Raw genomic sequence first — 22042 nt, 5'->3', positions numbered from 1 at the left:
TGGTCCTCAGCCCAGCAGCGCCATCCGCAGCGTGTCGAGTCCGACCGACCCCACGTCCAGGGCGCGGCGGTGGAAGCGCGCCAGGTCGAACTCCGCGCCCTCCCGTGCGCGGGTCTCCTCGCGCAGCTGTTCCCACAGCCGCTGGCCGACCTTGTAGGAGGGGGCCTGCCCGGGCCAGCCGAGGTAGCGGTTGAGCTCGAATCGCTTGAAGCCCTCAGGCATGTTGACGTTGGCGTCCAGGAACGGCCAGGCCTTCTCGGCGTCCCAGGTCCCGCCGCCCCACTTCTCGGGGCACGGCTTGCCCAGGTGCACGCCGATGTCGATGACCACCCGGGCGGCGCGCAGCCGCTGCCCGTCCAGCATCCCGATCGCATCGGCCGGGTCGTCCAGGAAGCCGAGGTCCTGCATGAGCCGTTCGGCGTAGAGCGCCCATCCCTCCCCGTGACCGCTGACCCAGCAGGCCATCCGGCGCCAGTCGTTGAGGGTGGCGGCGCGGTGGATGGTTTGCCCGACCTGCAGGTGATGACCGGGCACGCCCTCGTGGTAGACGGTGGTCTTCTCCCGCCAGGTGGCGAACTCGGTCACGCCCGGCGGCACCGACCACCACATCCGCCCGGGGCGGGAGAAGTCGCTGCTGGGCGGGGTGTAGTAGATCCCGCCGCTCTCGGTGGGGGCGATGCAGCACTCGATGGTGCGCACCGGGTCGGGGATGTCGAACTGCGTGCCGGCCAGCGCTGCGACGGCCTCGTCGGCGGTGGCCTGCATCCACTCGCGCAGGGCGTCGGTGCCGTGCAGGGTGCGGGCGGGATCGGCGTCGAGCTCGGCCATCGCCTGCTCGATGGTGGCACCGGGCCCGCTGATCCTCTCGGCCAGCACCTGCTGCTCGGCCACGATCGACTCCAGCTCGGACAGCCCCCACTCGTAGGTCTCGTCCAGGTCCACCGCCGCTCCGACGAAGGTGCGCGAGAAGCGCTCGTACCGCTCGCGCCCGACGGCGTCCTCCACCGGTGCCAGCGGCGCCAGCTCGCGCAGCGCGTGCGCGAGCCCGGCGTAGCCGGCCCGGGCCGCGAGTGCGCCCTCGTGCAGGGCCACCTGGACGTCCTCGGGCGGGATCCTGCCGCCGACGGCGGCGTCGTCGGCGAGCTGCTGCCAGAAGCTGTCGTCCCCGGCGAGGCCCTCGGCCTCGGTGATCCCGGCCTCCACCTGCCGGATCGCGGCCATCCGGCCCTGGGCGGCACCCTCGTGCAGGGACTGCACGTACCCCTCGACGGCGGCCGGTACCGCCCGCATCCGGGCGGCGATCGTGCGCCAGTCGTCGGAGGAGTCGGTGGGCATGAGGTCGAAGATCTCCCGGATGCTCTGCAGCGGGGAGGCGATGACGTTCAGGTCGGCGAGGTGCTCACCGGCCTCGGCCAGCTCGATCTCCAGCCCGAGCCGTTCGCGCATCGCGTGCTGGGTCACCCGGTCCACGTCGTCGGCCGGCTCGATCGCGTCCAGGGCGGCCAGGGTGGCGCGCGCGGCGTCGGTGAACGCGGCGTGCCCCGCCGGGGAGAAGTCGTCGAGGCTGTCCTCGCGGCCGGGCAAACCGGCCTCGGTGGCGAACATCGGGCTGAGCCCGGTCAGGGTGCGGACGTAGGAATCGGCGATCTCGTCGGTGCGCGTGCGGGCGCGCCAACCTGCTGGGTCGGTCATGACGGGCACGGTACCCGGCCGGGGCGGCGCACTCCCAGCGCAATGACCGGGCGCGCCTGACCGGAGCGACACGGCTGCGTCATGCTGCGGCAGCATGCTGCGGCGAGGCACGCATTCGTGTCGGCCCGGTCAGGGGAAGCGATCGATCGGGGGCGGGCACCCTCGGCAACCGAGGGCAACTGCTTCCTGCGGCTGCGATCGCGGACCAGACTGGCCCGATGACCGCACAGACCGCCCGCATCGGTGTCCAGCTCATGACCGTGCGCGAGCAGGTGGAATCACTCGGGCTGGCGCCGGTGCTCGAGCGGCTGGCCGGGATCGGGCTGGCGAACATCGAGGTCTCCCAGGTCCCGCTCACCGCGGAGAACGTGGCGGTCTTCGAGCGAGCGCGTGATGAGCTCGGCCTCGGCTACGCGGCGCTGTCGGGGACGATGGAGGCGGGCGGCGGTGCCAACCCCTCCCTGCTCGAGGACTATGAGCACCTCCGCGACACGGCGCGCCGGCTGGGCACCGAGCGCATCCGCATCGGGATGCTGCCGCTGGCCGCCCTCCGGGACGAGCAGGCGCTGGTGCAGTTCTGCCGCGACGCCGAGGCGATGGCCCGGCGCCTGGCCGACGACGGGATCCGCCTGTCCTACCACAACCACCATCTCGAGTTCGCGCACCTGGGCGGGCGGGAGGTGCTGGAGACGATCCGCACCGAGGCGCCCGCGATGTGGCTCGAACTCGATGTCCACTGGGTCCAGCGCGGCGGGCACGACCCGGTCCGTACGCTCCAGCGCTTCGCCGGTGCGGTCGACCTGGTGCACCTGAAGGACTTCCGGGTGGGTCTGCCCGCGGCCGAGGCCTTCGAGGCGCTCGCGGCCGGTGACCGTTCGGCGGTCCAGCAGCACCTGAACCAACCCGTGCAGTTCGCCGAGGTGGGTCAGGGCACGCTGGACTGGGCCGCCGTCGTGTATGCCGGCATCGCCGCCGGCGCCGCCCACCTGCTGATCGAACAGGACGCCACCTACGGCAGGGACCCGTTCGAGTCGCTGGCGATGTCCCGCGAGCACCTCGCCGGGCTCGGGTTCGGGGAGATGTTCTCAGGGCCGTCGCGCTGACCGTCGCCGGTTCCCGCGTTGCCCCGAACTGTCGCCAGCGCCCGACTGGAACCGACAATTCGGGGCAACTCGCGGCCGGGCGAGGAAGTCGAGGATGCAGCGAAGCGGACGTGCGCGAGCTGCCGACGCCGAGCGGGTGAGGGGGTCAGCGGGGGATGGCGCTCCAGCGCCACGAACCCCGCCCGGGGCGGGCGGGGTGGCCGAGCTGGTGGGCGCGGTCGGTCCACACGGCCGTGCGGGCGCCGTCGTCGATCTCCTCGTGCGCAGCGGCCGCCCGGGCCGCGACGATCCCGGCCACCAGCGCCGCCAGCTCCGCCTCGTCCGGGGCGCCCTTGATGACCCGCACCATGTCCGAGGGGATCTCCCCGATCCCGGCGTAGTGACCGTTGCCGTTGCTCGTGCCGTTCTGGCCGGTCACAGCGGGATGTTCCCGTGCTTCTTGACCGGCAGCGACGCGCGCTTGGTGCGCAGGGCCCGCAGGCCCTTGACGATCTGCTCGCGCGTCTGCGCCGGGCGGATGACGGCGTCGACGTAGCCGCGCTGGGCGGCGTCCCACGGGTTGACGATGGCCTCGGTGTACTCGTCGACCAGGCGCGTGCGCTCGGCCTCGACGTCGCCGCCGCTGTCCGCGACCTCCTTCAGCGTGCGCCGCTGCAGGATGTTCACGGCTCCGCCGGCGCCCATGACGGCGATCTGTGCGGTCGGCCAGGCGAGGTTCAGGTCGGCCCCGAGCTGCTTGGAGGCCATCACGATGTAGGCCCCGCCGTAGGCCTTGCGGGTGATGACGGTGATCAGCGGCACGGTGGCCTCGGCGTAGGCGTAGATCAGCTTGGCTCCGCGGCGGATGATCCCGTTCCACTCCTGGTCGGTGCCGGGCAGGAAGCCGGGGACGTCCACGAACGTCAGCACGGGAATGTTGAAGGCGTCGCAGGTGCGCACGAAGCGGGCGGCCTTCTCGGCGGCGGCGATGTCCAGCGTGCCGGCCATCGCGAGCGGCTGGTTGGCCACCACGCCCACCGGGTGACCCTCGACGTGCCCGAACCCGACCACCACGTTCTTGGCGAACAGCGCCTGCACCTCGAGGAACTCACCGTCGTCGAGGACGGTCTCGATCACGGTGTGGATGTCGTAGGGCTGGTTGTCCGAGTCCGGGACGAGGGAGTCGAGCGCCTCGTCGGCCTCGGTGGGCTCGAGGTCGGCCGGGGCGTCGAAGGTCTCGGGGTCGGTGAGGTTGTTGGTGGGCAGGTAGTGCAGCAACGCCTTGGCGTAGTCGAAGGCGTCGTCCTCGTCCGCGGCCAGGTAGTGCGCCACCCCCGAACGCTCGTTGTGGGTGCGCCCCCCGCCGAGCGCCTCGAAGCCGACGTCCTCGCCGGTCACGGAGCGGATCACGTCCGGGCCGGTGATGAACATGTTCGAGGTCTGGTCGGCCATGATGATGAAGTCGGTGAGCGCGGGGGAGTACACGGCCCCACCGGCGCTGGGCCCGAGGATGAGGGAGATCTGCGGGATCACCCCGGAGGCAGCCACATTGCGCCGGAAGATCTCCGCGAACTGGGTCAGCGCCGCGACACCTTCCTGGATGCGCGCCCCGCCGCCGTCGCTGATGCCGATCAGCGGCACCCCGGTGCGCATCGCCAGGTCCATCACCTTGGTGATCTTCTGCCCGTGCACCTCCCCGAGCGAGCCACCGAAGACGGTGAAGTCCTGGGAGTAGATGCACACCTGCCGGCCGTCGATCGTGCCGTAGCCGGTGACGACGCCGTCACCGGAGATCTTCTTGGCGTCGAGGCCGAAGTTCACCGAACGGTGCGTGGCGAAGGCGTCCAGCTCGGTGAAGCTGCCCTCGTCCAGCAGCGCGTCGATGCGCTCGCGGGCGGACTTCTTGCCTCGGGCGCCCTGCTTCTCGACGGCGATCTCGGCCAGCTTTTCGGGCCCAGCGGCCCGGCGGCTGTCCAGGTCCGCGAGCTTGCCGGCCGTGGTGGAGGTGTCGGCGGGGGTTTCGGAAGTGCTCACACCCTGCACTGTAGTTGTGCCTGGTCGCCAAGGGGGTGACGGTGGCGGCGCGCGTGCCGGCGTCGGATTTGTGGGACATCGACAACTCCGCCGGAGCGCGATCACCCGCGGGCCGAGTATTTGACCCTTGAGCGAGCAAGGGTCAAATATTCGGCCCTTCGAGGGAGAATGGGTCAATTCTTCGACCCCGGGGAGGTGGGCGCCGACGGCTCGAAGTGGCAGGCTGGCGCCATGAGCTCACAGCCGCGGTGGGAGATCGTCGAGGAAGTCGGGTCGACCAGTTCGGAGCTGATGGCGCGCGCGAGCGCCGACCCGGACGCGTGGCCGGACCTGTCGGTCCTGCTCGCCACCCGTCAGCTCGCCGGGCGGGGCCGGGCCGGGCGTACCTGGACCACCGACTCCCACCCGGCGCTGACGTTCTCGGTGCTGCTGCGCCCGTCGCTGCCGGCCGAGCGGTGGGGGTGGGTGCCGCTGCTGGCGGGGGTCGCCGTCGTGCAGGCCCTGCACGAGCTCCAGCCCGACGGCGCAGCACCCCCGCACGAGGTGGCGTGCGGGCTGAAGTGGCCGAACGACGTCGTGCACTACGGCGGGCCCGAGGTGCTCGCGGAGTGGGGCTGCCTGCGCAAGGTGGCCGGGGTGCTCAGCGAGGTGACCCCGGACCGGTCCGGGGTGGTGGTCGGCATCGGCGCCAACCTCGTCACGGGCGGGCTTCCGGTGCCCTGGGCCGGCGCGGCCGAGGAGCTCGGCGTGCGCGCGAGCGCCCCCGACCTGGCGCGCACCATTCACCACCACCTCGCCGCGCTGATCGAGTCCTGGCAGGCCGGTGCCGATCCGGCGGCGGTGGTGGCACCGGTCTGCCTCACGCTGGGCACGCACGTGCGGGTCACGCTGCCCGGGGGAGGGATCCACGACGGCGAAGCCACCGGCCTGGCGGCCGACGGCGCCCTGCGGGTCCGCACGCCGGAGGGCGAGCGAGTGGTGCACGCCGGCGACGTCGAGCACGTGCGCCCTGCCTGAGAGGCGTCTGCACACGAAGCGGCCCAGGCTCCCGGAAGGGTCAGTGGGGAGCCTGGGCCTGTTCGCGAGCCCTTAGGGCGTCTGGCCGGAGTGCTGGCCCTCGCCGATCTCCTCGACCAGCTTGTCGTTGAACGCGGGCAGGTCGTCCGGCGTCCGGCTGGAGACCATCCCCTGGTCCACCACGACCTCTTCGTCCACCCAGGTGGCGCCGGCGTTGCGCAGATCGGCACGCAGGCTCGGGTAGGAGGTGATCGTGCGGCCGCCGAGAACGTCGGCATCGGCCAGGATCCAGGCGCCGTGGCAGATGACGCCGACGGGCTTGTGCTGGCTGAAGAACGCCTTCGTGAACGCCACCGCGTCGGTGTCCATCCGCAGGTGGTCGGCGTTGACGACGCCACCGGGCAACACGAGTGCGTCGTAGTTGGCGGCGTTGGCCTCGGCGGCCACCACGTCCACTGACTGGGAGTGCCCGTTCTTGCCGGAGACCTCACCGGTACCGGGGGAGACCAGCACAGCGTCCGCTCCGGCGGCGGTGACCGCCTCCCACGGGCTCGTCAGCTCGCTGTCCTCGAAGCCGTCGGTCAGCAGGAAGGCCACGGTCTTACCGGTCAGTTCAGCCATGATGTGCTCCTTCTTCTCCTCGGAAGTACTGCCTCGCCACCATAGGCACACCCCTGTGCCGGGCGCGCGCCGAGTGAGAACCCGGGCCGGCGCCGCGGTGGGAGTTCGGAGGAACGGTCAGTCGGGGATCCCGATGTACTTGGTGTCGAGGAACTCCTCGATCCCCACGAAACCGCCCTCCCGGCCGAGCCCGGACTCCTTCACGCCACCGAACGGCGCCGCCGGGTTGGAGACGACCCCCTGGTTCAGGCCGACCATTCCCGCCTCGAGGGCGTCGCTGACCCGCAGCCCGCGCCGCAGCGACTCGGTGAAGACGTAGGAGACCAGGCCGTGCGGGGTGGCGTTCGCGCGGGCGATCACCTCGTCCTCGTCGGTGAAGGTGCTGACCGCGGCGACCGGGCCGAAGATCTCGGTGCTGCCGAGCTCGGCGCCGGCGGGCACGTCGGTGACCACCGTGGCCGGGAAGAAGTGGCCAGGACCCGTGTCGGGCACACCCCCGAGCAGCACCTTCGCTCCGCCGTCGGCGGCCGAACGCACGAGCGAGGCGACCTTCTGCACGGCCGTGTCGTCGATGAGCGGGCCGATCGTGACGCCCTCTTCCAGACCGGGACCCATGCGGCGTGCGGCCATCTCCTCGGTGAGGCGGCGGGTGAACTCCTCCGCCACCGAGGTGTGCACGAAGATGCGGTTGGCCGCAGTGCAGGCCTGGCCGATGTTGCGCAGTTTGGCCGCGATGGTGCCGGCGATCGCGGTGTCCATATCGGCGTCGTCGAAGACGATCAGCGGTGCGTTGCCGCCGAGCTCCATCGAGGTGCGCATCACCGTCTGCGCCGCCTGGGCCAGCAACTTCTTGCCCACCGCGGTGGAGCCGGTGAAGGAGAGCTTGCGGGAGCGGTCATCGAGCAGCAGCGGCTCCATCACCTCGCCCGCCCGCGAGGTGGTGACCACGTTCACGACGCCGTCGGGCAGGCCGGCGCGCTGCAGGATGTCGGCCAGGGCGAGGGTGCTCAGCGGGGTCGCCTCGGCGGGCTTGATGACGCTGGTGCACCCGGCCGCGATCGCCGGGCCAATCTTGCGGGTGCCCATCGCCATCGGGAAGTTCCACGGCGTGATGAGCACGCACGGGCCCACCGGCTGCTTGGAGACGAGGAACCGCGCGCCGCCGGCCGGTGCGCGCATGTGCCCGCCGTCGATGCGCACGGCCTCCTCGGCGAACCAGCGGAAGAACTCCGCGGCGTAGGCGATCTCGCCCTTGGACTCGGCCAGCGGCTTGCCCATCTCCAGGGTCATGATCGTGGCCAGCCGGTCGACCTCGGCGTGCAGCAGCTCGAAGGCGCGGTAGAGGATCTCGCTGCGCTCGCGGGCCGGTGTGCGCGCCCAGTCCGGCTGGGCGGTGGCTGCGGCGTCGAGGGCGGTCATCGCCTCATCGGCATCGGCATCGGCGACGTGGGTGAGGATCTCGCCGGTGGCGGGGTTCTCGACCGGCATGGTGCGCGCGGTGGCGCGCCACGAGCCGGCGACGAACAGGTCGGTGGGGACGGAGGCGATCGCTTCGGTGGGTGTCATCGCTGCGGCTTTCGATCGACGAGGGCGGACTCGTCCGGCCCGAGGGGTAGGAATCCTGACTCAGGCATGCTACCAATTGTAGACAATCCGACAATGCCGATCGGGTGCTCGACGCCCCGAGGAGGACCTGTGACCCACCAGACCACGCTCTCGCCCCTGCTCAAGCAGGCCACCCCGGTGCTCGTCGACCACGGCGAGGGGTCCTACCTCTACGACACCGACGGCCGCCGCTTCCTCGACTTCACCGCCGGGATCGGCGTCACGAGCACCGGCCACTGCCACCCGCACGTGGTCGCCGCCGCGCAGGCGCAGGTCGGTTCCCTCATCCACGGCCAGTACACGACCGTGATGCACAAGCCGATGCTGGCCCTGACCGAGAAGCTCGGATCGGTGCTTCCCGAGGGCTTGGACTCGGTCTTCTACTCCAACTCCGGCAGCGAGGCGATCGAGGCCTCGCTGCGCCTGGTGCGCCAGGCCACCGGCCGGCCGAACGTGATCGTCTTCCACGGCGGCTTCCACGGCCGCACCGTGGCCGCGGCCACCATGACCACCTCCGGCACCCGCTTCTCCGCCGGCTTCTCCCCGCTCATGGGCGGGGTGCACGTGGCCCCCTTCCCGACGGCGTACCGGTACGGCTGGAGCGAGGAGGAGGCCACCGACTTCGCCTTGGCCGAGCTGGACTACATCTTCGCCACCCTCACCTCCCCGGCCGAGACCGCGGCCTTCATGGTCGAGCCGGTGCTGGGGGAGGGCGGCTACATCCCCGGCAACACCCGCTTCTTCCGTGGTCTGCGTGAGCGCGCCGATCAGCACGGGATCCTGCTGGTGATGGACGAGATCCAGACCGGCTTCGGACGCACCGGCGCCTACTTCGGCCACCAGCACTTCGACGTGCGCCCGGACGTGATGACCATGGCCAAGGGCCTGGCCAGCGGGTTCCCGATCTCCGGGATCGCCGCCTCCCGGGAGCTGATGTCCAAGGCGTGGCCCGGGTCCCAGGGCGGCACCTACGGCGGCAACGCCGTCGCCTGCGCGGCCGCGGTGGCCACGCTGGAGGTCATCGAGAACGAGAACCTGGTGGGCAACGCCGCCGAACGGGGCGTCCAGTTGCTCGAGGGAGCGCGCGGTGCTGCCACCGACGCCGTCGGGGACGTGCGCGGCCTCGGCCTGCTGGTCGGCTCGGAGTTCACCACCGACGGCAAGCCCGACACCGCCCGCGCCGCGGCCGCACAGAAGCTCGCCGGCGAGAAGGGTCTGCTGCTGCTCACCTGCGGTGCGTACATGAACGTGGTGCGGATGATCCCGCCGCTGGTGGTCACCTCCGAGCAGGTCGAGGATGCCCTGGCCATCTGGCGCGAGGTGCTCGCCGAGGTGTAGGTCCACTCTCGATTACGTCCGGGCATCCGATCCCGCTGACTGTGAAGGAGCCACCGTGGCCCGCTACCTGACCATCACTCTCGACTCGCGCGGGGTGACCTGCCGCGCCCGCCTGCTCGAGGAAGAGGCGCCCGGCACCTGTGCCGCCGTCTGGGCCGCGCTGCCGCAGTCCGGCGCCGCGCTGCACGCCAAGTACGCCCGGAACGAGGTGTACACCCTCGTGCCCCGGCTGACGGCGGCCCCGCACCGGGAGAACCCGACCGTCACCCCGATCCCGGGGGACGTGTGCCTGTTCGACTTCGAACCGTGGGAGATCGGAAATCCGGCGTACGGATACGAGGCGGGATCGGCCGCGCACGCCGAGCAGGGCGCCACCGACCTGGCGATCTTCTACGGCCGCAACAACCTGCTCATCAACGGTGACATGGGCTGGGTGCCGGGCAACGTCTTCGCCACCATCACCGAGGGCCTGGAGGAGATCGCCGCCGCCTGCAACGACCTGTGGCTGCGCGGGGTCGAGGGGGAGACGCTCAGCTTCGCCCGGGCGTGAGGGCGGGAGGCTCCGGCCGGTACCTCAGGCCGCGAGCACCCGCTCGGCGAATCGCGCCACGGCCAGCACCAGATCGTCGGAATGACGCGGGCCCACGATCTGCAGGCCCACCGGCAGACCGGCCGCCGTCCGTCCGCACGGGATCGAGATCGCCGGCTGCTGGGTCATGTTGAAGGGGTAGGTGAACGGCGTCCACTGCGGCCAGCTCGTCAGATCGCTGCCCGGGGGGACGTCGTGCCCGGCCTCGAAGGCCGTGATCGGCATGGTCGGGGTGATCAGCAGATCGTGGGTGCGGTGGAAGGCGCCCATCCGGATGCCCAGCTCGGCCGCGACCGCACGCGCCTGCAGGTACTCCACCGCACTCGGTGTCAGTCCGGCGTCCCAGACCTTGCCCAGGCCGGGGTCGATGGTCTCGCGGGCCCCGGACATCGAGTTCAGCAACGTCGCCGCCCCGGTCGCCCACAGCAGCTCGAACGCCTCGATCGGATCCTCGATCGGCGGGTCGGCCTCGGTCACCACCAGTCCGGCGGCATCCAGGGCCCGCACCGCCCGCTCGACCACGGCCGCGACCTCGGGATCGACGGAGGCGAAGCCGAGGTCCTTCGAGTACGCCACGCCCAGCCCGGTCACCTCCCGGGTCACCTCGCCGCGGTAGGTCGAGCTCGTGGGAGCCAGTGCCGTCGGGTCGCGGTGGTCGGGCAGCACCAGGATGTCCATCAGCAGCGCCGCATCGTCCACGGTCCTGGTCATCGGGCCGGCGTGCGCGAGTGGGCCGAACGGGCTCGCCGGGAACAGCGGGATGCGCCCGTGGGTGGGCTTGAGGGCCACGAGCCCGCAGAAGGAGGCCGGGATGCGCACCGAGCCGCCGCCGTCGGTCCCCACCGAGACCGGCCCCATGCCCGCCGCCACGGCGGCTCCCGACCCGCCCGAGGATCCTCCCGCCGTCAGCGTGGGGTCCACCGGGTTGCGGGTGATCCCGAACGCGGGGGAGTCCGTGGTCGCCTTCCACGCCAGCTCGGGCATGGTGGTCTTGCCGAGGAAGACCATCCCGTCCTCGCGCAGGCGCGCCGTCACGGGGGAGTCCACCTCCCACGGCTGGTCGGGGTTCACCGCGGCCGAGCCGCGCCGCGTGGGCCAGCCCTTCGTGAGGAAGATGTCCTTGATGGAGATGGGGACGCCGTCGAGCAGGCCCTGCACGTGGCCCGAGTGCCACCGCTGCTCGGACTCGCGCGCCTGCGCCAGGGCGCCCTCGGCGTCGACGAGGCAGAACGCGTTCAGCTCGTCGTTGCGCGCCTCGATCGCCGAGAGCGCAGCCTGGGTGGCCTCCACCGGGCTCAGCTGCCCGCTGCCGTAGGCGCTGGCCAGCTCGACGGCGGTCATCTCGTTCGGGTTCACGTCTGGCTCCTCGTGGTGGGCACGTAACCGAGTTCGGTGTCGACGACGTTGCGCAGCTCCTCGCCGCGGCGCCACCGGCCGAGATTGTCGGCGAACAGCGCGTCGAGCTCCTCGCGCCACCCGCGCACGTCCCCCGATTGGTGCGCGGTCAGGCTCACGCCGGGCAGGTCCCACAGCGGGTGGCCGGCCGGCAGCGGCTCGGGATCGACCACGTCGAGCACCGCTCCGGCGATGGCGCCCCGTTCCAGCGCCTCGACCAGCGCGTCGGTGTCCACCAGCTCCCCGCGGCCGACGTTGATCAGCCGGGCGTGGGCGGGCATGGCGGCGAACTCCTTGGTGCCGAACATCCCGCGCGTGCTCTCGGTCAGCGGCGCCACGGCCACGACCCAGTCGAACTCGGGCAGGGCGCCGAGCAGGTCGTCGGTGACGTGCCCGAAGTCAGGGTCCTGCTCGATCACCCGGCGCCCGGCCCCGCGCACCTCGAGCCCCACTGCCCGCAGCAACCGTGCGATGGAGCGCCCGATGGCCCCGGTGCCCACCACCAGCACCCGCTGGCCGGCCACCCGGTCGGACTCGCGGTGCTGCCAGCGGTGCTCGGCCTGGGACCGCCAGGCGGCCCGGAACCCCTTCGCGCCGGCGATGATCTGCCCGAGGACGTACTCGGCGATCGCGTCATCGAATACGCCGCGGGAGTTGGTGACGGTCACGTCGCTGCCGATGAGCTCCTCGAAGAGCACCGGGTCCACACCCGCGGCGGCGACGTGCACCCACTGCAGCGCATCGGCTGCCGGCCATGCCTCGCGCAGGGCGTGACTGAGGAAGTGGTGCAGGTAGAGCACGTCCGCCCCGGGCAGTGCCTCGGCCAGCCCTGCCTCGTCGGTGAAGGTGAGGGGCGCCTGCTCCGCCACAGCATCCAGGCCGGGCGAACTGGTCGCGGATCCGTCGTGCAGGACAAGGACGCGGGCTGGCTCAGGCACGTTGACAACGTAGGAGCGGGTCGTACTATTGTCAACAATCCGAATCCGGTCTGGGTTCGTGTTCTCGGGAGGCCGGTATTGGAACTGGACGGCGCGGAGTTCGAGGGTCCGCTGGCTCAGCGTGGCATCGGGATCATTGCGCCGTTCGACCTGGCGCTCGAGCGTGAACTGTGGCGGTGGTGCCCGCTCGAGGTGAGCCTGCACCTGGCACGCACGCCCTTCGAACCGGTGCCGGTGAGCCTGCAGATGGCCGAGCTCGTCTCCGACCGTGCGCATCTGCGCCGGGCCACCCAGGACGTGCTCGGCACCGAGCCGGAGGTGGTGGCCTACCTCTGCAACTCCGGAAGCTTCATCCACGGCGTCGACTACGAGCGTGGGCTGGTCGAGGCCATCCTGGAGGCGGGCGCACCGACCGCCCTGACGACCTCCGGTGCTCTCGCCGAGGCGATCCGCACGCTCGGGCTGACCAGGATCAGCGTGATCACCCCCTACGACGAACCGCTCACGCTGCGCCTGCACGCCTACCTCGCCGAGCTCGGCGTCGAGGTGATCCGTTCCAACCACCTGGGCCTGGGCGGCGGGATCTGGAAGGTGAACTACCGCACCGTGGCCGAGCGGATCATGGCCGCCGATGATCCCCAGGCGCAGGCCGTCTTCGTCTCCTGCACGAACCTGCCCACCTACGACGTGATCGACCCGCTGGAGCAGCGCCTCGGCAAACCGGTCCTGACCGCCAACCAGCTCACGATCTGGGCCTGCCTGGCCCGGATGGGCCTGCCGATGATGGGGCCGGGCCGATGGCTGGGCTCCGTCTTCGGCCCCGTTCCCGAGACCACCGCCCCCGCACAGGACGTCCGCTCATGAGCACCACACTCGGATTCATCTACCCCGACCACGCCGCCGAGGACGACTACCCCTACGCCGCCGAGCTGCTCGGGCTGCGCCTGGAGGTCACCCACATCTACGGCACTGATCTGCACGCCGTGCCCGAGCTGCTCGATCTCGGCAGCCCGGAGCGCCTGGCTGTCGGCGCCCGCCAGCTCGCGGCCGCGGCCCCGCAGGCGGTGGTGTGGGCCTGCACCTCCGGCAGCTTCGTCTACCGCCCCGACGGCGCAGCCCAGCAGGTGCAGCGCCTCGCCGAGGCCGCGGGAGTGCCCGCCTCCAGCACCAGCTTCGCCTTCACCCGCGCCTGTGAGGCGCTCGGCGTGCGCACGGTGGCCGTGGCGGCCAGCTATCCCGACGACGTCGCCTCGCTGTTCACCGAGTTCCTCGGCGCCGCAGGGGTGGAGGTGGTGGCCACCAGCAGCGCCGGTATCGACACCGCCGCCGAGGTGGGTCGCCTGACCGGGGAGCAGGTGCTGGCACTGGCGGAGGCGAACGACCATCCCGACGCCGAGGCCCTGCTCATCCCCGACACCGCGATGCACACCCTGCGCGAGCTGCCCCGGCTGGAGGAGCGCCTGGGTAAGCGGGTCCTCACCGCCAACCAGGTCACCATCTGGGAGGCGCTGCGGCTGGTGGGCCGGCAGGCCCACGCGCCCGCGCTCGGCTCGCTGTTCGGAGGAGGTCCTCGTGCTGCCTGACCCCTCGCCCGCCCACCGGATGTCCACGGCCGAGCTCATCGCCGAGCAGCTGCGCTCGGCGATCCTCACCGGCACCCTCGCGCCGGGCGAGCAGCTCGGCGAGGCCGAGATCGCCGCCCGCTTCGAGGTCTCCCGCGGGCCGGTGCGGGAGGCGCTGCAGCGGCTGGTCTCCGAGGGCATCGCCATCAGCGTGCGCCACCGCGGCATCTTCGTCCCCGAGCTGACGCTCACCGACATGGTCGACGTCTACCGCACCCGGGCGGCGATCGAACGCGGGGCCGGCCGGCTGGTCCTCGCCGGTGGCCGGGAGGCGGCGTGGCGCGCGCTGGGCCGTCCGCTGCAGGTGATGACCCGCGCCGCCGAGCGCGGGGACGCCACGGCCGTCTCCAACGCCGACCAGCTCTTCCACGACGTCTTCGTCCGCGCGGCCGACAGCCCGCGCCTGGCCCGGGCGATGCGCACGCTGCTGGTGGAGACCCGCATCTGCCTCGGCGAGCTGCAGACCACCTACCCGGACCTGGCCGAGCAGGTCCGCGAGCACGAGGAGTGGCGCGAGACCGTCCGTACCGGCACGCCCGAGGCGATGGACGCCGTCGTGAGCGCACACCTGGACGACGCCGTGCGGCGCCTGCGCGGGAAGCTGGCCACGACCTGAGCCTCGCTGCGGGCGCGTGGCGGCGCGGGACCGAGGTCCCGGCCGGCGCCCGGGCGGACCCGTTACCCTCGGCGGTGTGAGCGAGGAGACCGACCCGAGCCGTGAGGCTGCGCCGTCGACCCTCCGCCGTCACGAGGAGCGTCTGCTCGGCGGCCCCGGAACCATGACAGTGGCGCAGTTCGCGGACGCTGCCGAGGTCCCCGAGCATCTGGTGCACAGCTACTGGCGCGCGCTCGGCTTCGCCGACGTGCCGGCCGAGGCGCACCCGTTCACCGACGCCGACGTGGCCGCGCTGCGTGACCTGGTCGACGTCGTCACCGACGGGGGGATGAGCCTGACCACCGCGCAGGACCTGGTCCGGGCGCTCGGGCACTCCATGGACCGGCTGGTGCTGTGGCAGGTGGAGGCCCTGGTCCAGGACGCCACGGTTCGCTACTCCCTGGACGACGTGAGCGCGCGGCTGGTGGTGCTGGACCGGCTGGTCGAGCTCAGCCCGCTGCTGCGCGACCAGCTGGACTACGCCTGGCGGCGCCAGCTCGTGGCCCTGCTGGGGCGCATCGACAAGGACGTCGCACGGCTGGGCAACGAGGCGCCCGACCCGGGCCAGCTGCCCCTGGAGCGGGCCGTCGGGTTCATCGACATCGTCTCCTACACCACCCGCGCGGCCGACCTGGACCGGGCGGCGCTGACGAGCCTGGTGCAGGACTTCGAGACGATCGCGCGTGACGTCGTGGCCCAGCACGGCGGCCGGGTGGTCAAGACCATCGGCGACGCCGTGCTCTTCGTGGCCGACGACCTGCTCACCGGTGTACGCACGGCGACCGGCCTCGTGGCCGCGATGGGTGCGGGGGACCTGCCGGTGCGCGGGTCGGTGGTCTGGGGCCGCGTGCTCTCCCGCTCCGGGGACATCTTCGGACCCGTGGTCAACCTCGCCTCGCGCCTGACCGACATCGCCGAGCCCGGCACCGTGCTGATGGACGACGTCTCCGCCGCGTTGCTGGAGGGGGACCTGAGCGCCCATGGGGTGGTGCTCGACCCGATGGACGTGCGCGCCGTGCCGGGCCTGGGCGAGGTGCATCCGGTGGTCGTGCGCCGTCAGGACTGAGGTTTTTCCCCGACGCTGCGCCCTCACGCCGCAGGCGGGAAGATCGATCTGGCTCGGATCTGGCCTCGCGGTCAGATCGTGGCATTAGCATGGCACTGTGACCCGAGTTCTATTAGCAGAAGATGACCCGGCCATTGCCGAGCCGTTGGCCCGGGCGTTGACGCGCGAGGGGTATGAGGTGTCGGTGCACGGCACCGGCCGTGGGGCGATCGACGAGGCCACCCAGGCAGACCTGTTCGTGCTCGATCTGGGCCTGCCGGACATGGACGGCCTCGACGTCGCCCGGTGGATCCGCAACCAGGGGATGACCACGCCGATCCTCGTCCTGACTGCCCGCGCCGACGAGGTCGACCTCGTCGTCGGGCTGGACGCGGGGGCCGATGACTACGTGACCAAGCCGTTCCGGCTGGCCGAGCTGCTCGCCCGGGTGCGGGCGCTGCTGCGCCGCGCCGGCTCCGACGGGGTGGAGTCGGAGGAGATCGCCGCCCAGGACGTGCGCGTGGACGCCGCCGCCCACCGCGCCTTCCAGGGGGAGCGGGAGCTGCAGCTGACCGCCAAGGAGTTCGAGCTGCTGCGGGTGCTGGTGCGCGAGGCCGGGTCCGTGGTCTCCCGCGAGGGACTGATGCGCGAGGTGTGGGCCTCTGACCCGACCGGGTCGACCAAGACGCTCGACATGCACGTGTCCTGGCTGCGGCGCAAGCTCGGCGACGACGCGAACGCCCCCCGCTACATCTCGACCGTGCGTGGCATGGGTTTCCGGTTCGAGGACGGGGTGAGCTGACCTGCGCCGACGCGTCCTGACGGTCGCGGTGGTGGCCGTGACCGTCGCCGTCATCTTCCTCGGCCTGCCGATGGGGATCTTCGGGGCGCTCATGGTGCAGGAGAGCGTGCAGCAGAACCTGCAGGTGCGCACCGAGTCGGTGACCCGCTCGGTGGAGGGGCGCCTCGGGCTGAATCTCCCGGTGGACCAGGACTACCTGGACCGCTGGGTGGACGAGGAGTCCGGGACGCCGGCGCGCATCACGGTGCGGCTTCCCAGCGGCACCGAGGTGGTGGCCGGCCCGGACGTGGGCCCGCCCGAGGAGGCCTTCGTGGCCTCCAGCACGTCCCCCTCCGGCGCCCTGGTGCTGCTGGAGGTGAGCGGATCGCTGCTGTTCTGGCGTAGTGCGCAGGTGGTGCTGGCCGTGACCGGGCTGAGCGTGCTGGCCTTCGGGGTGGCCGCGATGGTGGCACTGCGCCTGGCGCGCCGGCTCGCGGCACCGCTGATCTATCTGGCCGCCAGTGCCGAGCAGATCGGCTCCGGGCAGGTGCGTCCCCGGCTGGAGCCCTCCGGGGTGGAGGAGATCGACCTGGTCGCCGCCGAGCTGGCCCGCACCTCCGACCGGCTGGCCGGCCGGATCGCGGCGGAGCGGCAGTTCGCCGCCAACGTCTCCCACCAGTTGCGCACCCCGCTGACGGCGCTGTCGATGCGGCTGGAGGAGATCCAGCTGCTCAGCGAGGACGAGGAGGTCCGCGAGGAGGCCCGCATCTCGCTGGAGCAGGTGGAGCGGCTGGTGCACGTGGTCGACGACCTGCTCAAGACCTCCCGTAAGACCGAGGGCGGGACCACCGAGGCGCTGCACCTGGAGGAGGTCTTCGACCAGCAGCGCGAGGAGTGGGTTCGCACCTACGCCCGGGCGGGGCGGGAGCTGGTCGTCGGTGACGCCGTCGACGTCTCGGTGCTGGCGACTCCGGGTGCGCTCGCCCAGGTGCTGGCCACCCTGCTGGAGAACTCCCTCAAGTACGGCGAGGGCACCACCTCGGTCCACGTGCGGCCCTCGAAGTCCGGCGCCGACACCGGGGTGGTGATCGAGGTGGCCGACGAGGGCCCCGGAGTGCCGGACGAGTTGGCCCCGCGGATCTTCGAGCGCCATGTCACCTCGGGCAAGGGCACCGGGCTGGGGTTGGGCCTGGCGCGCGACCTGGTCACGGCCGACGGCGGCCGGCTGGAGCTGGCCCAACGCCGGCCCCCGGTCTTCGCGATCTTCCTCAACGCGGTGCCCAAGCGCCTCGACCCGGACAAGGTGCTGCCGCCGGGCTCGCTGGTGGTGGTGGGGCGCCGGCGACGGCGCCGCTGAGCGGGCGTCCACGTCCGCCGGCGTGCTGACCCCTGGGAATCCACCTCCGTCATCGGAGTCCACTTCTGGGAGCGCAGAAGCGGATTCCTATGCCCGACGTGGATTCCTACGCGCACACGGGCTGGGCTCAGAGGAGGCGCCGTCGTAGGCGGGTCTGCGGAACGCCGGCGCGCAGCAGCTTCGCTCCGAGGCGATCGAGCCGGGGAGCACCACGGATGCGGCCGTCGCTTCCGCGCACGCGCTGCCAGCAGTCGCTCCATCCCCAGCGTGTGAGCGCGCTGAGCTGCTCGCGCAGCTCATCCTCCCGACGCTTCTCGGCGATCACGCGCTCGGCGGCTCCGGGGCCCTCGCCGATGGCGCGGTACTTGAGGTCGCCGTCGGCTTCCCCGGCGGCATTGACTCCCTCCCAGTAGAAGTCGACGAACGCCTCCGCGTGGGACGAGAGCTGGAAGCGGACCTGCTGGCGGGGCGCCTGGAAGCCGAGCGACTCGATGATGAGGCCACTCAGCGTCTCCAGCGGGGACTCGGAACCGGTCGAGACCCGCTCGAGCATCGCGACCACCCGCGCGGACCCCTGATACGGCATCAAGCGATCGTGAACCGTCCACAGCGCACCCGGGGTGGTCAGCGGCCCGTCCGGCCCGGATCGCGGCACGCGGCAGGCAGCATCGGCCGCCACGAGGCTGCCGAGCAGCGGTAGCCGACGAGCTGCCTGGATCAGCGTCAGCTCGACGGACGTGATCACGCAGCCGTTCGCCATCGTCGTCGTCACCTCGAACCGGCGCGCGATCTCCGCCACACCGGATCGTCGTCGTCCCTGCCGCGTGGCGGAGACCACGAACACGTCACTGGGCCAGGGCCCGATGATCGGAAGCTCGAGGAGCGCCAGTGCCGAGGGGCCGGTGAATATGGGTTCCCGGCGGCGGCATGCGATCGCGAGAACCCGCTCGCGATAGCGCGCGGCGGTGATCTGCGCTGCCGAGAGGTCCTTCTCCGGCTGAACCGGTGCATAGATGCCCCGGGTCACCCGACGCACCCGACCTTCCCGGTGCGCCTTGCGGAGCGTGCCGCCCTGGCCGGTAGCAGCGGCGTCACCGAACCGGATCAGCCGGTCCGCAGGCCGATTCGCTGGGCCCGGGTGAGACGAGTTCGAGATGTCCATGGGCCGCACCTCAGCACAGGCGCTCCCGGGAGCGTGCCGCCACGGGGTGGGGCTGGGGATGTGGGGGCGTCGGGGCGGGGACCTATCGGAATCCACTTCTGTCGTTGGAATCCACGTCCGAACGTGCAGAAACGGATTCCGATGACGGATATGGATTCGATGGAGGTGGTGCCCCCGTGAACACCCAGTACCGGTAGCCGAGGTACCGGAACGCCGTCCCGAGCACGAGCCCGACCCCGTTGGCGGAGATGTTGTCGGCGAGCGGGGAGGTGAACCCGAGCAGGTAGTGGGACACGGCCAGGCAGCCGACGGCGATCGCCATCCCCACCACATTGACGGCGGCGAACTGCACGAGCTCCTTGCTGCGCGCCGTCGGGGTCTCCTCGCTGCGTTTGGCGGCGAAGGCCCAGTACCGGTTGCCCAGCCAGGCGACGAGCACGGCCACGCTCACCGAGATCACCTTCGCGGTCAGCGGCTTGTGCCCGAGCAGCTCACCGGGCCCGAACCGCAGCAGGTTCATCAGCCCCGTGTCCACGACGAACGCGATCAGCCCCACGGTCCCGAACCGGAGCAGCTCACCGAGCCAGGCGGTCAGCCGGCGCCGGCGGTCGGCCACCCGGGCGCGCCAGGTGACGCCGTCGGGGGAGGTGGGGGTGGCCATCGGGTCAGGATAACGGCCCGGTCCATCCCGGGCCGCTGACCGGATCGACACGGCTGCGCACCTCTGCGCCCGCCAGTTGTCGCAGACCTGCGCATCCGTGTCGATCCGGCCGGCCGACCTCGCCGACGGCCGGCGCGGAGTCGGTAGGGTGAGCCCCCATGGGACCAGTCGTAGCCGTGGTAGGGGGCGGACAGCTCGCCCGGATGATGGCCGAGCCCGCCGGAGCGCTGCAGATCCGGCTGCAGGCGCTGGTGGAGGCCGGCGACGGCGCGACCGCCCAGGTGGTCCCGCACGCCCGGGTGGGCAGGGCCGACGACGCCTCCGCCGTGGCGCAGATCGCCGACGGCGCCGACGTCCTCACCTTCGAGCACGAGCACGTCCCGCAGCCGGTGCTGGCCGAGCTGGTCTCCCGCGGGGTCAACGTCCAGCCCGGGCCGCAGGCGCTGCGTCACGCCCAGGACAAGATCGTCATGCGCCGCCGGATGACCGAGCTCGGGGTGCCGTGCCCGCGCTGGACGGCCGTCTCCTCGGTGGCCGAGCTGCGCGAGCAGGACGTCGTGGCCTGGCCGCTGGTGGCCAAGACCCCGGTGGGCGGTTACGACGGCAAGGGGGTGCAGGTCCTCGAGTCCCCGGCCGACGCCGAGCGCGTGGCCACCTGGTTCGACCACCCGCGCGGTGAGGTGCTGCTGGAGGAGAAGGTCGATTTTCGTCGCGAGCTCGCCGTGCTGGTGGCCCGCCGTCCCTCCGGCGAGGTGCGCTCGTGGCCGGTGGTGGAGACCATCCAGACCGGCGGGGTGTGCGCCGAGGTCGTCGCCCCCGCGCCGGAGATCCCCGATCACGTCGCCCAGGACGCGGTGGACGTGGCCGAGAAGATCTCCGCCGGGCTCGGAGTGACCGGTGTGCTGGCCGTGGAGATGTTCGAGGCCCACGACGGCGTGATCCTCGTCAACGAGCTCGCGATGCGGCCCCACAACAGCGGTCATTTCAGCATCGACGCCTCGGTGACCAGCCAGTTCGAGCAGCACCTGCGGGCGGTCCTGGACCTGCCGCTGGGGGAGACCGCGATGACCTCCGAGGTCGCCGTCATGGTGAACCTGCTCGGCTCCGCGCTGGAGGACCCCTCGAGCGCCTACCCGCGCCTGATGGCCGAGTACCCCGACGCCAAGGTGCACCTGTACGGCAAGTCGGTGCGCCCCGGACGCAAGCTCGGCCACGTGACCGTGGCCGGGTCGGATCTGCCCACGGTGCGCCGTCGGGCCCAAGAGGCAGCAGCGCTGCTGGGAGGACGCTGAGATGAGCGCAGTGGTCGGTGTGGTGATGGGGTCGGACTCGGACTGGCCGGTGATGACCGGCGCCGTGGAGGCACTCGCCGAGTTCGGCGTCGAGGTCGAGGTGGATGTGGTCTCCGCGCACCGTATGCCGCACGAGATGATCGCCTACGGAGAGCAGGCCGCCGATCGTGGGCTGCGGGTGATCATCGCCGGCGCCGGAGGAGCCGCCCACCTGCCCGGCATGCTCGCCTCGGTCACGCCGCTGCCGGTGATCGGCGTGCCGGTGCCGCTGCAGCATCTGGACGGGATGGACTCGCTGTTCTCCATCGTCCAGATGCCCGCGGGCGTACCGGTGGCCACCGTCTCGGTGGGCGGGGCGCGTAACGCCGGCCTGCTCGCCGCCCGCATCCTCGGCGCCGGAGCCGACGACGGCGCAGCCCAGCTGCGGGAGACGATGCGTCAGTTCCAGCAGGGGTTGCGTGAGAGCGCCCAGGCGAAGGGCGCCCGGCTGCGCTCCTCACGGAGCCAGCGCACCGGCTTCGGTCGCTGAGGCGGGCCGGAACTGACGGCTGGGGCGAGGTCCGTGCCAGAAATGGCACCGGTGCCGTGAGGGGCGTCAGTTCGGTACCCGGCCGGACTCAGACCCCGCGGATCACGTATACGACGCGGGTGCCGGAGGCGATCAGCGTGAGGTGATGGGCGCCGTCGGAGTACTCGGCCATCAGGCCGGCCTCGGTGGAGACGGCGTGCTTCTCCTCGAACCCGGCGCCCTCCACAGCCTCCTGGGCGGCCTCGCCCTGATCGTCCGCCTCGATGAGGACCACCCACTCGGTGCCGGTGTCGGTGGAGCGGCTGGCCCCGCGCGCGGGCCCCTCCACCAGCGGGACACCGCTCGGGAACGACTCGGGCACGCCGTCGGTCAGGTCGAGTCCGGCCACGGCCTCCTCGATCGCGTGCTCGACCACGTCCCCGGCCTGGTCCTGGACGAACTGGCAGCCGGAGACCGGCAGCGTCATGGCGAGCAGCGCCACGAGCAGCAGTCGGATCCGTGCGGTCATCGGCTCAGGATACGTCGCCGGCCCAGCCGATCCGGCTCAGCGGTTCCGCCAGTAGGTCGATGCCTGCTACGCGATGCCCCAGCGCGCACCTCGCTGCGTTGTCGTCGGTCGACGTGGCT

Annotated in this window: 22 protein-coding genes; 12 read left to right on the top strand and 10 right to left on the bottom strand. The window is 71.8% G+C overall.

Features of this window, described 5'->3' with window-relative positions:
- Window positions 1-6: 6 nt before the first annotated feature.
- A complete protein-coding gene (locus LQF12_RS12265; RefSeq protein ID WP_231053215.1) occupies window positions 7-1692 on the bottom strand; it encodes a DUF885 domain-containing protein in 1686 nt (561 codons plus the stop codon).
- Between the two features lie 218 nt (window positions 1693-1910).
- On the opposite strand from LQF12_RS12265, the gene LQF12_RS12260 reads away from it, so the two are divergent.
- Entirely contained in the window at window positions 1911-2795 is an 885-nt protein-coding gene (locus tag LQF12_RS12260) for a sugar phosphate isomerase/epimerase family protein (RefSeq protein ID WP_231053214.1), read from the top strand.
- A 145-nt stretch (window positions 2796-2940) separates the two neighbouring features.
- On the opposite strand, the gene LQF12_RS12255 is transcribed toward LQF12_RS12260, so the two are convergent.
- A complete protein-coding gene (locus LQF12_RS12255; RefSeq protein WP_231053213.1) occupies window positions 2941-3213 on the bottom strand; it encodes an acyl-CoA carboxylase subunit epsilon in 273 nt (90 codons plus the stop codon).
- On the bottom strand, window positions 3210-4808 hold the full coding sequence (locus tag LQF12_RS12250) for an acyl-CoA carboxylase subunit beta (protein WP_231053212.1): 1599 nt from the start codon (window positions 4806-4808) through the stop codon (window positions 3210-3212). The genes LQF12_RS12255 and LQF12_RS12250 overlap by 4 nt, the downstream gene beginning before the upstream one ends.
- A gap of 231 nt (window positions 4809-5039) precedes the next feature.
- Here LQF12_RS12250 and LQF12_RS12245 point away from each other — a divergent pair, with 231 nt between their 5' ends.
- Window positions 5040-5825, top strand: coding sequence for a biotin--[acetyl-CoA-carboxylase] ligase (locus LQF12_RS12245; RefSeq protein ID WP_231053211.1), 786 nt, complete (start codon window positions 5040-5042; stop codon window positions 5823-5825).
- Between the two features lie 72 nt (window positions 5826-5897).
- On the opposite strand, the gene LQF12_RS12240 is transcribed toward LQF12_RS12245, so the two are convergent.
- Entirely contained in the window at window positions 5898-6446 is a 549-nt protein-coding gene (locus LQF12_RS12240; RefSeq protein ID WP_231053210.1) for a type 1 glutamine amidotransferase domain-containing protein, read from the bottom strand.
- A 117-nt stretch (window positions 6447-6563) separates the two neighbouring features.
- A complete protein-coding gene (locus tag LQF12_RS12235; protein ID WP_231053209.1) occupies window positions 6564-8012 on the bottom strand; it encodes an NAD-dependent succinate-semialdehyde dehydrogenase in 1449 nt (482 codons plus the stop codon).
- A gap of 129 nt (window positions 8013-8141) precedes the next feature.
- Between LQF12_RS12235 and LQF12_RS12230 the strand changes: the two genes are divergently transcribed.
- The gene (locus LQF12_RS12230) at window positions 8142-9389 is read left to right on the top strand and encodes an aspartate aminotransferase family protein (protein ID WP_231053208.1); all 1248 of its coding nucleotides are present in this window, start codon (window positions 8142-8144) and stop codon (window positions 9387-9389) included.
- A 55-nt stretch (window positions 9390-9444) separates the two neighbouring features.
- Window positions 9445-9939, top strand: a complete 495-nt coding sequence (locus LQF12_RS12225) for a DUF3830 family protein (protein ID WP_231053207.1) — start codon at window positions 9445-9447, stop codon at window positions 9937-9939.
- Window positions 9940-9963: 24 nt separating this feature from the next.
- Here LQF12_RS12225 and LQF12_RS12220 read toward each other — a convergent pair whose 3' ends face one another.
- Both LQF12_RS12220 and LQF12_RS12215 read right to left on the bottom strand, forming a co-directional pair.
- On the bottom strand, window positions 9964-11334 hold the full coding sequence (locus LQF12_RS12220) for an amidase (protein WP_231053206.1): 1371 nt from the start codon (window positions 11332-11334) through the stop codon (window positions 9964-9966).
- A complete protein-coding gene (locus tag LQF12_RS12215) occupies window positions 11331-12311 on the bottom strand; it encodes a D-2-hydroxyacid dehydrogenase (protein WP_231053205.1) in 981 nt (326 codons plus the stop codon). Before LQF12_RS12215 ends, LQF12_RS12220 begins: the two co-directional genes overlap by 4 nt.
- Before the next feature lie 78 nt (window positions 12312-12389).
- On the opposite strand from LQF12_RS12215, the gene LQF12_RS12210 reads away from it, so the two are divergent.
- The 6 genes from LQF12_RS12210 to LQF12_RS12185 all read left to right on the top strand — a co-directional run bounded on the left by LQF12_RS12210 (window position 12390) and on the right by LQF12_RS12185 (window position 17771).
- Window positions 12390-13175, top strand: a complete 786-nt coding sequence (locus LQF12_RS12210; protein ID WP_231053204.1) for a maleate cis-trans isomerase family protein — start codon at window positions 12390-12392, stop codon at window positions 13173-13175.
- The gene (locus tag LQF12_RS12205; RefSeq protein WP_231053203.1) at window positions 13172-13894 is read left to right on the top strand and encodes a maleate cis-trans isomerase family protein; all 723 of its coding nucleotides are present in this window, start codon (window positions 13172-13174) and stop codon (window positions 13892-13894) included. Before LQF12_RS12210 ends, LQF12_RS12205 begins: the two co-directional genes overlap by 4 nt.
- Window positions 13884-14549 carry a GntR family transcriptional regulator gene (locus LQF12_RS12200; protein WP_231053202.1) on the top strand — a complete coding sequence of 222 codons (666 nt, stop codon included), beginning with the start codon at window positions 13884-13886 and terminating at the stop codon, window positions 14547-14549. Before LQF12_RS12205 ends, LQF12_RS12200 begins: the two co-directional genes overlap by 11 nt.
- Window positions 14550-14625: 76 nt before the next feature.
- Window positions 14626-15654: an adenylate/guanylate cyclase domain-containing protein gene (locus LQF12_RS12195; protein WP_231053201.1), complete on the top strand. Its 1029-nt coding sequence runs from the start codon at window positions 14626-14628 to the stop codon at window positions 15652-15654.
- Between the two features lie 97 nt (window positions 15655-15751).
- Complete coding sequence (locus LQF12_RS12190; protein ID WP_231053200.1) at window positions 15752-16435, top strand: response regulator transcription factor; 684 nt, start codon at window positions 15752-15754, stop codon at window positions 16433-16435.
- A 31-nt stretch (window positions 16436-16466) separates the two neighbouring features.
- Window positions 16467-17771, top strand: a complete 1305-nt coding sequence (locus LQF12_RS12185) for an ATP-binding protein (protein ID WP_354004672.1) — start codon at window positions 16467-16469, stop codon at window positions 17769-17771.
- Window positions 17772-17898: 127 nt separating this feature from the next.
- Here the strand turns inward: LQF12_RS12185 and LQF12_RS12180 are convergent, their stop codons facing one another.
- A complete protein-coding gene (locus LQF12_RS12180) occupies window positions 17899-18798 on the bottom strand; it encodes a hypothetical protein (protein ID WP_231053199.1) in 900 nt (299 codons plus the stop codon).
- Window positions 18799-19015: 217 nt separating this feature from the next.
- Window positions 19016-19594: a GtrA family protein gene (locus LQF12_RS12175; RefSeq protein ID WP_231053198.1), complete on the bottom strand. Its 579-nt coding sequence runs from the start codon at window positions 19592-19594 to the stop codon at window positions 19016-19018.
- A gap of 158 nt (window positions 19595-19752) precedes the next feature.
- On the opposite strand from LQF12_RS12175, the gene LQF12_RS12170 reads away from it, so the two are divergent.
- Both LQF12_RS12170 and purE read left to right on the top strand, forming a co-directional pair.
- Entirely contained in the window at window positions 19753-20886 is a 1134-nt protein-coding gene (locus LQF12_RS12170) for a 5-(carboxyamino)imidazole ribonucleotide synthase (protein ID WP_231053197.1), read from the top strand.
- Between the two features lies 1 nt (window position 20887).
- Complete coding sequence (purE, locus tag LQF12_RS12165; protein WP_231053196.1) at window positions 20888-21415, top strand: 5-(carboxyamino)imidazole ribonucleotide mutase; 528 nt, start codon at window positions 20888-20890, stop codon at window positions 21413-21415.
- Window positions 21416-21503: 88 nt separating this feature from the next.
- On the opposite strand, the gene LQF12_RS12160 is transcribed toward purE, so the two are convergent.
- Window positions 21504-21923 (bottom strand): hypothetical protein, encoded by a 420-nt coding sequence (locus tag LQF12_RS12160; RefSeq protein ID WP_231053195.1) that lies wholly within the window; start codon window positions 21921-21923, stop codon window positions 21504-21506.
- Between the last annotated feature and the right edge of the window lie 119 nt (window positions 21924-22042).

This window comes from Ruania suaedae, from assembly GCF_021049265.1.
GTDB lineage: Bacteria > Actinomycetota > Actinomycetes > Actinomycetales > Beutenbergiaceae > Ruania > Ruania suaedae.
This window is presented reverse-complemented; position numbering and strand designations above follow the sequence as displayed.